Annotated in this window: 9 protein-coding genes, 1 tRNA gene and 1 pseudogene; 7 read left to right on the top strand and 4 right to left on the bottom strand. The window is 63.5% G+C overall.

From position 1 onward, the window contains the following. Window positions 1-171: 171 nt before the first annotated feature. Window positions 172-414, top strand: a complete 243-nt coding sequence (gene tusA, locus ACF8O8_RS27530; RefSeq protein ID WP_003248727.1) for a sulfurtransferase TusA — start codon at window positions 172-174, stop codon at window positions 412-414. A 60-nt stretch (window positions 415-474) separates the two neighbouring features. Next, on the top strand, window positions 475-1,617 hold the full coding sequence (gene pdxB / locus ACF8O8_RS27525) for a 4-phosphoerythronate dehydrogenase PdxB (protein ID WP_014859332.1): 1,143 nt from the start codon (window positions 475-477) through the stop codon (window positions 1,615-1,617). 114 nt (window positions 1,618-1,731) lie between these two features. Here pdxB and ACF8O8_RS27520 read toward each other — a convergent pair whose 3' ends face one another. Next, window positions 1,732-1,905, bottom strand: coding sequence for a PA1571 family protein (locus tag ACF8O8_RS27520; protein WP_003248731.1), 174 nt, complete (start codon window positions 1,903-1,905; stop codon window positions 1,732-1,734). Window positions 1,906-2,115: 210 nt separating this feature from the next. Between ACF8O8_RS27520 and ACF8O8_RS27515 the strand changes: the two genes are divergently transcribed. From ACF8O8_RS27515 to ACF8O8_RS27505, 3 genes and pseudogenes are all read left to right on the top strand, one after another. Further along, complete coding sequence (locus tag ACF8O8_RS27515) at window positions 2,116-3,879, top strand: ABC transporter transmembrane domain-containing protein (protein ID WP_392510925.1); 1,764 nt, start codon at window positions 2,116-2,118, stop codon at window positions 3,877-3,879. Between the two features lie 120 nt (window positions 3,880-3,999). Then, window positions 4,000-4,734 (top strand): annotated as a pseudogene (locus ACF8O8_RS27510) (methyl-accepting chemotaxis protein); the annotation flags it as partial. Between the two features lie 165 nt (window positions 4,735-4,899). Next, window positions 4,900-5,667 carry a methyl-accepting chemotaxis protein gene (locus tag ACF8O8_RS27505; protein ID WP_370688774.1) on the top strand — a complete coding sequence of 256 codons (768 nt, stop codon included), beginning with the start codon at window positions 4,900-4,902 and terminating at the stop codon, window positions 5,665-5,667. A gap of 106 nt (window positions 5,668-5,773) precedes the next feature. Here the strand turns inward: ACF8O8_RS27505 and ACF8O8_RS27500 are convergent. Together ACF8O8_RS27500 and ACF8O8_RS27495 are read right to left on the bottom strand one after the other, a co-directional pair. Then, window positions 5,774-5,850: transfer RNA gene (locus ACF8O8_RS27500), tRNA-Pro, on the bottom strand. Between the two features lie 80 nt (window positions 5,851-5,930). Continuing rightward, window positions 5,931-6,152: a YgdI/YgdR family lipoprotein gene (locus ACF8O8_RS27495; protein WP_003248738.1), complete on the bottom strand. Its 222-nt coding sequence runs from the start codon at window positions 6,150-6,152 to the stop codon at window positions 5,931-5,933. Window positions 6,153-6,339: 187 nt separating this feature from the next. Here ACF8O8_RS27495 and moaB point away from each other — a divergent pair, with 187 nt between their 5' ends. Together moaB and glp are read left to right on the top strand one after the other, a co-directional pair. Continuing rightward, the gene (gene moaB, locus ACF8O8_RS27490) at window positions 6,340-6,879 is read left to right on the top strand and encodes a molybdenum cofactor biosynthesis protein B (RefSeq protein WP_010953117.1); all 540 of its coding nucleotides are present in this window, start codon (window positions 6,340-6,342) and stop codon (window positions 6,877-6,879) included. Next, a complete protein-coding gene (gene glp / locus ACF8O8_RS27485) occupies window positions 6,863-8,089 on the top strand; it encodes a gephyrin-like molybdotransferase Glp (protein WP_003248742.1) in 1,227 nt (408 codons plus the stop codon). Before moaB ends, glp begins: the two co-directional genes overlap by 17 nt. Here glp and ACF8O8_RS27480 read toward each other — a convergent pair. After that, entirely contained in the window at window positions 8,078-9,325 is a 1,248-nt protein-coding gene (locus tag ACF8O8_RS27480; RefSeq protein WP_010953118.1) for a glycosyltransferase family 4 protein, read from the bottom strand. The genes glp and ACF8O8_RS27480 overlap by 12 nt on opposite strands. Window positions 9,326-9,434: the final 109 nt, after the last annotated feature.

Genomic DNA, 9,434 nt, shown 5'->3' with positions numbered 1-9,434 from the left:
CGCAAGGCCTGCGTTCGGCCTCCTGAAGTCGCGAAGATCAAGATCAAGATCAAGATCAAGATCAAGATCAAGATCAAGATCAAGATCAAGATCGAGAGCGCTGGGTTTGAAAGCCGTGCTTGGACCGCGTCGCGCTATGCGCGACAATAGCGATCATTTTCGGAGCCCCCCATGACCGATTTCACCCCCGACGCCATCCTCGATGCCACCGGCCTGAACTGCCCGGAACCCGTGATGATGCTGCACCAGCACGTACGCAACCTGGCCGCCGGCGGCCTGCTCAAGGTCATCGCCACCGACCCGTCGACCCGCCGCGACATCCCCAAGTTCTGCAACTTCCTCGGCCACGAGCTGCTGCAACAGCAAGAGGACGCCGGCACTTTCCTGTACTGGATCCGCAAGAAAGCCGACTGAATCGCTCTGGAACACGCCCGGCGTTGCGCCTACACTGCGCTCCCCAGACAGGAGAGCGCCATGCTGATAGTTGCCGACGAGAACATCCCGCTGCTCGATGCCTTCTTCCAGGGTTTCGGTGAAATTCGCCGCTACCCCGGCCGAAGCCTCGATGCTGCCAGCGTCAAGGACGCCGATATCCTGCTGGTGCGCTCGGTGACCAAGGTCGACCGTCAGTTGCTCGAAGGCAGCCGTGTACGCTTTGTCGGCACTTGCACCATCGGCACTGATCACCTGGACCTGGACTACTTTGCAGAAGCTGGCATCCGCTGGAGCAGCGCACCTGGCTGCAATGCCCGCGGCGTGGTCGATTACGTGCTGGGCAGCCTGCTGACCCTGGCCGAACTGGATGGCGTGGCATTGCCCGAGCGCGTGTATGGCGTAGTGGGCGCGGGTGAAGTGGGTGGCCGCCTCGTGCGGGTGCTGCATGGCCTGGGCTGGAAGGTGCTGGTGTGCGACCCGTTGCGTCAGGCCGCCGAGGGCGGCGACTACGTCAGCCTCGAAACCATCCTGCAGCAGTGCGATGTGATCAGCTTGCATACCCCGTTGCAACGCGGCGGCCAGCACCCGACCTGGCACCTGCTGGGGCAGGCGCAGCTGGCACAGTTGCGCCCGGGTGCCTGGCTGGTAAACGCCAGCCGTGGCCCGGTGGTGGACAACGTGGCCCTGCGCGAGCTGCTGCTGGACCGCGAAGACGTGCACGCGGTGCTGGATGTGTGGGAAGGGGAGCCGCAGGTCGACCTGCAGTTGGCCGACCTGTGCACCCTGGCTACGCCGCACATTGCCGGCTATAGCCTCGATGGCCGCCAGCGTGGCACGGCGCAGATCTACCAGGCGCTGTGCCGCTTCCTCGGTGTGAACGAGCAGGTGCGGCTGGCCGAGCTGCTGCCCAAACCACCGCTGGCACAGATTGAGCTGGATGCCAGCACCGACCTGTCCTGGGCCTTGGCCACCCTGTGTCGCGCCGTGTATGACCCGCGCCGTGATGATGCCGATTTCCGCCGTAGCCTCAGCGATGATCCGCAGCAACAGCGAGCGGCGTTCGACCAGTTGCGCAAGCAATACCCGCCAAGGCGCGAGATCGAGGGGCTGGCCGTGCGCTTGCACGGGGAGGCGCCGCAGTTGGCGCAGTTGGTCAGTGCCCTGGGTGGGGTGTTGGTCTAAGCACGCCTTGTCTTGACCTTGCAGGTAGGTGTGGTTACCTGTTGGGGCGGCCAAGCCCACTGGCTGGGCCAATAAAAACCCGGCGCAAGCGCCGGGTTGCAGAGAATTCGCCGATCAACCTTTGCGTACGCGCTCGACACGGCTTTCTTCCAGGGCCTTGCAGGCCTGCTGGATCATCTGCTCGGTGATCGGCACTTCGCGCCCCTTGGCGTCGATGATCGAACCGCATACTTGCGGTTGTGGGGAAGTCTGGGGCTTCTGGTTATCACTGCCATGCTGCAAGCTCATGCACTGTCTCCTCTTCAGGTTCAAGCTCAGGGTAGCCCTGCGCCGTGACTGGCCTGTGACAGCTTCCGGGTCACGGCAGCAACAGTCCAGCAGAAACCCTGTGAAAGCTCCACAAGCTGGTTAGATCGATGCGTTATAGCAACCTTCATGCAGTCTCCCGACCGGGATGAGTGGTAGGCTGCCGCTTCCCCACCCTTTGTGGTCGTCGCCATGCCCGAATCGGTTTCCCCGCGCCAACGCCGCGCCTTGCGCCTGGCCTGGCAGTTCGTTCGCCCTTATCGCCGCCAGGTGCTGCTGGCATTGCTGGCGCTGGTGGTCACCGCTGCCATCACCCTGTCGATGGGCCAAGGTATCCGCCTGCTGGTGGATCAAGGCTTCATGACCCGCTCCGCGCACCAGCTCAATCAGACCATCGGGCTGTTCCTGCTGCTGGTGCTGGCGCTGGCGGTGGGTACCTTCAGCCGTTTCTATCTGGTGTCGTGGATTGGCGAGCGTTGTGTGGCCGATATCCGTCGTGCGGTCTTCGATCACCTGATCGGCCTGCACCCAGGTTTTTTCGAGGACAACCGCAGCTCCGAGATCCAGTCTCGGCTGACTGCGGACACCACCTTGCTGCAATCAGTGATCGGTTCATCGCTGTCGATGTTCCTGCGCAACGCGCTGATGGTCATTGGCGGTGTGGTATTGCTGTTCATCACCAACCCCAAGCTCACCAGCATCGTGGTGGTAACGCTGCCGCTGGTGTTGGCACCGATCCTGTTGTTCGGCCGTCGGGTGCGCAGCCTGTCGCGGCAGAGCCAGGACAGAGTCGCCGATGTGGGCAGCTACGTGGCTGAGACGCTGGGGCAGATCAAGACCGTGCAGGCCTACAACCACCAGGCGCACGACCGCGAACTGTTCGCCGATACGGTCGAAGCAGCGTTTACTGTTGCCCGCAAGCGGATTACACAGCGTGCCTGGCTGATTACCCTGGTGATCGTGCTGGTGTTGGGGGCGGTGGGGGTGATGCTGTGGGTCGGCGGCATGGATGTGATCGCCGGGCGTATATCCGCAGGCGAGCTGGCAGCATTCGTGTTCTACAGCCTGATCGTCGGCAGCGCCTTCGGTACCCTCAGTGAGGTGATCGGCGAGCTGCAACGGGCCGCGGGTGCAGCCGAGCGCATTGCCGAACTGTTGGCCGCGCGCAGTGCCATCCTGCCCCCCGACGTGGCGCAGGTGCTGCCGCAGCCGCGGGCCAGCGGTCATATCGAGCTGCAACAGGTCGTGTTCGCTTACCCTTCACGGCCCACGGTGGCAGCTGTCGACGGCCTGAGCCTGACCATCGAACCCGGGCAGACCGTCGCCCTGGTAGGCCCTTCCGGGGCAGGCAAGTCGACCCTGTTCGATCTGTTGCTGCGCTTTTACGACCCACAGCAAGGGCGCATCCTGCTCGATGGTCAGCCGGTTACCGACTTTGATCCCGACCAGCTACGCCGGCAGTTCGCTTTGGTGGCACAAAACCCCTCGCTGTTCCGTGGCACGGTGGAGGCCAACATTCGTTATGGCCGGCCCGAGGCGACCTTGGCTGAAGTCGAAGCAGCAGCCCGCGGCGCCCATGCCGACGAATTCATCCGGCAATTGCCCCAAGGCTACCAGACCCCGCTGGGGGAGGGCGGCATCGGCCTTTCCGGCGGGCAACGCCAGCGCCTGGCGATTGCCCGGGCCTTGCTGGTCGATGCGCCGATCCTGTTGCTGGACGAAGCCACCAGTGCCCTTGATGCACAAAGTGAATACTTGATCCAGCAAGCGCTGCCCAGCCTGATGGCCGGCCGTACCACGCTGGTGATCGCCCATCGCCTGGCCACGGTACAGCATGCCGAGCGCATCGCGGTCATCGACCAAGGCCGGCTGGTGGCGGTGGGCACCCACCGTCAGTTGATTGAGGACAGCCCGTTGTATGCGCGGCTGGCAGCGCTGCAATTCACCACGGGCTAGCGTGTCGTGGCCTTGTAACATTTCTGTAGTAATTGCCTGAGAAGATTTGCCTCAACTGTTGCGTAAGTGCTCGACCTGGCTGCCATTGCGTGATGGCAGCTTTTTTTTGGCCTGCCAGTAATGAGGCTGTACAGCGGCCTCAGCCTACTCCCTCTGGTTCCGAGACCCTCGATGTTGCGTAAATCCCTCAGAGTGCAAATTCTCTCGCTGCTCGGCGGCAGTGTGCTGGCGATGCTGCTGATCGCCCTGGTGTGTTTCCAGTTCCTGTCGTCCAGCGTGCGTGGCTACGCCGAGCTGGTCGACGGGCCGCTGCGGGCCTCGCAATTGATTGACGAAGCCAACCTGCAGTTCAAGATCCAGGTGCAGGAATGGAAGAACGTGCTGTTGCGAGGGCGCCAGCCTGCGGAAATGGACAAGTACTGGCAGCAGTTCCAGGCCCGCGAAGAGCAAGTACAACAACTGCTCGGGCAATTGATCGACAACAGCGATGCCAGGCTCAAGGCGTCGCTGCAGCAATTGCGCGACAGCCACCGCCAGTTGGGCCAGGCCTATGCACAAGGCCGCCAGGCGTTCCTGGCGGCAGGCGGCGACCCGGTAGCGGGCGACCGGGCGGTCAAAGGCGTGGACCGTGCCGCCAGTGAGCAAATGAGCGAACTGGTCGAGCAACTGCGCGCCGATGCTCGCCAGCGTGCAGCCAGCATCAATGCCAGTGCCGAGCGCACGGTATGGTTGGGCCTGCTGGTGATGCTGGCTTCTGCGGTGCTGGTGGGGCTGCTCAGCCTGTGGCTGGTCAACCGTAGCCTGATCGAGCCGATCCGCCAGTTGATCGAGTACGTCGCGCAGCTCAGCCAAGGCAGCTTTGCTGCCCGGGTCGACAGCCGTCGGGAGGATGAGCTGGGGCGCCTGGCGCGGGCGGCCAACACCCTGCGTGACTTCCTTGCCGATACCGTCGGCCGGCTGCAGGACAACGCTCAGGAGCTGGAAGGTGCCAGCGGCCAGTTGCGCAGTATTGCCGGTGACATGGCCCGCGGTACTCATGACCAGTTCCAGCGTACCGACCAGGTAGCCACGGCCATGCACGAAATGTCCGCCACTGCCCAAGAGGTCGCTCGCCACGCTGCCGAGGCGGCCCGCGCGGCCGATGACGCCGACCACAGCGCCCAGGCCGGCGAGCAGGTGATGCAGCAGACCATCGACATCATCGGGCTGGTCAACCGCGAAATCGCCGGCACGGCAACGGTAATTCGCGATCTGGAGCATGACAGCACACGGATAGGCAAAGTGCTGGAAGTGATCCGCGGCATTGCTGAACAGACCAACCTGCTGGCGCTTAACGCGGCCATCGAAGCGGCCCGTGCTGGCGAAGCCGGGCGTGGTTTTGCGGTGGTCGCCGATGAAGTGCGTAGCCTGGCCCAGCGCACGGCAGCGTCGATTGCAGAAATTCACCAGATCATCGAAGCGGTACAGTCAGGGGCTGTGGAGGCGGTCAAGGCCATCGAAAGTGGCCAGCAACGTAGCCAGGAAGGGGCTGAGCAAGTCGAGCAGGCCGGGCAGATGCTGCAACGTATCACGCAGGCGGTGGAAGCGATCCGCGACATGAACCGGCAGATCGCCACAGCGGCCGAGGAGCAGACCAGCGTGGCCGAAGATATCTCGCGCAACCTGATCGAAATTACCCGAATTGCCACGGCCAACCAGGAAGCGGTGCAGCATACCGAGCAGGCGGGGCAGCGCCTGCATGGTTTGTCAGGGCAGTTGGGCGAAGTCACCTCCCGCCTGAGTGCCTGACTCGGTCTGCAGGAGTTGCAGGTGCCATAGAGGCTGAAGCCGCGCACTGACGTATTTTTCGCACACAACAAAAAGCCCGCACATGGCGGGCTTTGTGACAAGGATTTGGTCGGAGAGACAGGATTCGAACCTGCGGCCTTCTCGTCCCGAACGAGACGCGCTACCTGGCTGCGCTACACTCCGATGAACAAAATCCTACTGCATCCCGTTTTTGCTCGCAAGCCCTTGTTGTTTAAAGGGCCATAGCCTGAACGGGGCCTTGATCAGAGCTCTTTGACGGTGCGGATCTGGTCCTTGTTCAGGCGTGTGCGCTTGCCGTCGAGTTGCTCGAATTCATAGAAGCCAGAGTCTTCATCGTAGGACGGTTTGTCGGTTGCCTGGATCTCCCGGCCATCGTTCAGGGTAATGACGGTTGGGGTCGAGCAGCCAGCAAGGGCGCCCAAACCCAAGGCAAGCAGGAAGGCGGGTAGGGTCCGTTTGATCATCGTGTTTCTCCAAGTGCGATGGTGCTAGATGACATTTATGACGCAGGACGTTAGTGCAAGTTCACTCCAAGTGCAGCATAGCGATTAATTCGTTCTCTTGACCCAAGGCAAGGCTGAGGGGGGCAACGCTGGAAAAGGTGCGCTGTGATATAACTGCGTCCATCTCATCCTGTTGTGACGGACACCCATGAAAGCCAAGGCAGATACCCCCTTCGTGGCGCTGAACATCGCCGTGCTCACGGTCAGCGACACCCGTACCTTCGACACCGACACCTCTGGCCAGATGTTCGTCGACCGCCTGAGCGCCGCCGGTCACCGCCTTGCCGAGCGTGTGCTGCTCAAGGATGACCTGTACAAGATCCGGGCCCAGGTCGCCACATGGATCGCCGATGACAACGTGCAAGTGGTGCTGATTACCGGCGGTACCGGGTTTACTGGCCGCGACAGCACCCCCGAGGCGGTGGCCTGCCTGCTGGACAAGCAAGTAGACGGCTTTGGTGAGCTGTTCCGGCAGATTTCCGTGGCCGACATTGGCACCTCCACCGTGCAGTCGCGTGCCTTGGCCGGGCTGGCCAACGGCACGCTGGTGTGCTGCCTGCCGGGCTCCACCAACGCTGTGCGTACCGGTTGGGATGGCATCCTGGCCGAGCAGCTCGATGCCCGTCATCGCCCTTGCAACTTCGTGGCGCACCTGAAGCAGGCAGCGGCCTGTGACAGCCGTGGCTGAGGTCAGCCAGGCCCGGCCGCTGATGCCGGTGGAACAGGCGCTGGAGCAACTGCTGGCGCTGGCCGAAGCTGCACCGATCCGCGAGACCGAAAACCTGCCGCTGGCCGAAGCCGAGGGCCGCGTGCTGGCCACCGACCTGGTGGCCTCGCTCGACCTGCCGCCCTGGCCGAACAGCGCCATGGACGGTTATGCCTTGCGCCTGGCTGACTGGCAGGGCCAGCCGCTGCCGGTCAGCCAGCGTATTTTCGCCGGCCATGCGCCCCAGCCGCTGCAACCGGGTACCTGCGCGCGGATCTTCACCGGCGCGCCTGTGCCGGAGGGGGCCGACTGCGTCGAGATGCAGGAAAACACCGAAGTACTCGAAGATGGCCGGGTGCGCTTTCTCGAAGCGTTGCGCACCGAGCAGAACATACGCCCTCAAGGTCAGGAGACCCGCAAGGGCGAGCAGGTGATGAGCGCCGGCACCCGCCTTGGGCCGATCGAACTGGGCCTGGCGGCGACCTTGGGGCATGGCCGTCTGGACGTGGTGCGCAAGGTAAAAGTGGCGGTGCTGTCCACCGGCGACGAACTGGTCGAGCCAGGCCTGCCGCTCGGGCCTGGGCAGATCTACAACAGCAATCGCAGGCTGCTGGTCAGCTGGTTGCAGCGGCTGGGTTGCGAAGTGGTCGATGCCGGCATCCTGCCGGATGACCTGGCCCGCACTCGCGCCTGCCTGGCTGAACTGGGTGGCGTAGACCTGATTCTGTCCACCGGAGGCGTCTCGGTGGGCGAGGCCGACTACCTCGGTGCCGCCCTGCGCGAGGCCGGCGAACTGGCGTTGTGGAAGCTGGCGATCAAACCGGGCAAGCCGCTGACCTTCGGCCACTTCCAGGGCGTGCCGGTGATTGGCTTGCCGGGTAACCCGGCCTCGACCTTGGTCACCTTCGGTCTGCTGACCAGGCCCTACCTGCTGCGTCGTCAGGGTGTGATTGACGTCACGCCGTTGCGGTTCGACATGCCGGCCGGGTTTGACTGGCCCAAGCCGGGTACGCGCCGCGAATACCTGCGCGCGCGCATCGAACAGGGCCGCGTGCGCATCTACAAGAACCAGAGCTCGGGTGTGCTGCGCAGCGCAGCCTGGGCGGAGGGCCTGGTGGAAGTGCGTGAAGGCAGCACGCCGAAGCAGGGCGACATCGTGCCATTCATCCCCTTCAGCGAGCTACTTGGCTGAGCGGCCCAGCCAGGCACTGGCCAGCGGCGCGGCCTCGTCCGGTGCCGCCTGGGTCAGGCGTATGTGCACATTCTCCAGTTGTTGGGCAGCCACGCTCCAGTCGTGGCGCTGGCGGGCAAACTGGCGCCCGGCATCGCTCAACTGGCTCATGCGCCAGGGCTGATTGAGCAGCTGGGTGATCAGCAATGCCAGTTGATCACCGTCGTCACTGCCCAAGTAGTGTTCGCCGTTGTTCACGGTCAGGCCTGAAACGCCCTTGTCGGTGGTGATCACGGGTAAGCCGGCGGCCATCGCTTCGAGGATTTTCACCTTCGAGCCACCGGCATAGCGCAAGGGGGCAAAGAACAGCGCGGAACGTCGTTGCAGTTCACGCAGGTCGGGGCGGTAGCCGAACCATTCAATGCGTGGGTCGTTCCAGTGAAGCTTCCAGTTGGCCGGCATGGCGTGCCCGGCAATCGCCAGGCGCACCGCCGGGTTGCTCATCCACACCTTCGGCATGATGTCGTCCAGTGCCCACTCGATGGCCTCCAGATTGGCGCCGTATTCGAAATTGCCGACGAACAACAGACGCTGGCTGTGCAGCGCAGGTTGCACCTGCTGGTAGAAATCACAGTCCACGCCGTTGACCACCACATTCACCGGGCGCCCACTGATCTGCGCGATCAGCTCGGCATCGTGGGCGCTGACAGCCACCAGTTCGGTGGGCTGGCGCAGCACACGGTGCTCCCAGCGCCGGTAGCGCCAGCGGTCGAAGGCGTTGAGCGGGCGCAGCCACAGCGGCAGGCGATCGTGGCAGGCACCGCCCATTACCGACTCCAGGGTGTGCTCGCTAAGCATGAAGGGCAGCCTGCGAGCCTGCAGGGCTTTTTCGAACGGCTGGAAGCTGTAGCTGTGCTCGATCTGGATCACGTCCCAGGGTTCGTCCAGCAGTTGCTCGAACCGGTGCCGCAGGCAAGGTGCCAGGCCATTGATGATTGCCCGCATGGGGTAGTCGATGATGGGGGAAGCCAGCAGGTTGAGTGGGCTGTGCAGCGGCCTGCGGGGTAGCACGATCAGGCGTTCGAGGAGTGGCTCGAGGGCCTCACGAGCTGCGTCGCAGAGAGGGATCTTCGACTGCACCAGCAGGGTAATCCGGTGGCCGCGCTGGGCCAGTGCGCGCAGCAGATGGTATTGCCGGGTCTTGTGGCCGCTGGTGGTCGGCCAAGGCAGGTAGGGCAGTGTCCAGAGAATGCGCATGACCCAAAGTCCTCGCAAAAGGCTGCAGATAGCAAAACGCGCCCGTTGACAGCAGTGGGGGAGCCACTGCCGGGCGCGTCCATGGCAATAGGGGTATTTGCTGAGCATA

Origin of the sequence: Pseudomonas sp. TYF_14, assembly GCF_043105275.1 — a bacterium.
GTDB lineage: Bacteria > Pseudomonadota > Gammaproteobacteria > Pseudomonadales > Pseudomonadaceae > Aquipseudomonas > Aquipseudomonas alloputida.
This window is presented reverse-complemented; position numbering and strand designations above follow the sequence as displayed.

What these genes read in the sequence shown, in the direction of transcription:
- ACF8O8_RS27480 (WP_010953118.1), bottom strand. Translation starts at nt 9,325, where the DNA reads ATGCGCATTCTCTGGACACTGCCCTACCTGCCTTGGCCGACCACCAGC.
- tusA (WP_003248727.1), top strand. Translation starts at nt 172, where the DNA reads ATGACCGATTTCACCCCCGACGCCATCCTCGATGCCACCGGCCTGAAC.
- ACF8O8_RS27495 (WP_003248738.1), bottom strand. Translation starts at nt 6,152, where the DNA reads ATGATCAAACGGACCCTACCCGCCTTCCTGCTTGCCTTGGGTTTGGGC.
- moaB (WP_010953117.1), top strand. Translation starts at nt 6,340, where the DNA reads ATGAAAGCCAAGGCAGATACCCCCTTCGTGGCGCTGAACATCGCCGTG.
- ACF8O8_RS27515 (WP_392510925.1), top strand. Translation starts at nt 2,116, where the DNA reads ATGCCCGAATCGGTTTCCCCGCGCCAACGCCGCGCCTTGCGCCTGGCC.
- ACF8O8_RS27505 (WP_370688774.1), top strand. Translation starts at nt 4,900, where the DNA reads ATGGCCCGCGGTACTCATGACCAGTTCCAGCGTACCGACCAGGTAGCC.
- pdxB (WP_014859332.1), top strand. Translation starts at nt 475, where the DNA reads ATGCTGATAGTTGCCGACGAGAACATCCCGCTGCTCGATGCCTTCTTC.
- ACF8O8_RS27520 (WP_003248731.1), bottom strand. Translation starts at nt 1,905, where the DNA reads ATGAGCTTGCAGCATGGCAGTGATAACCAGAAGCCCCAGACTTCCCCA.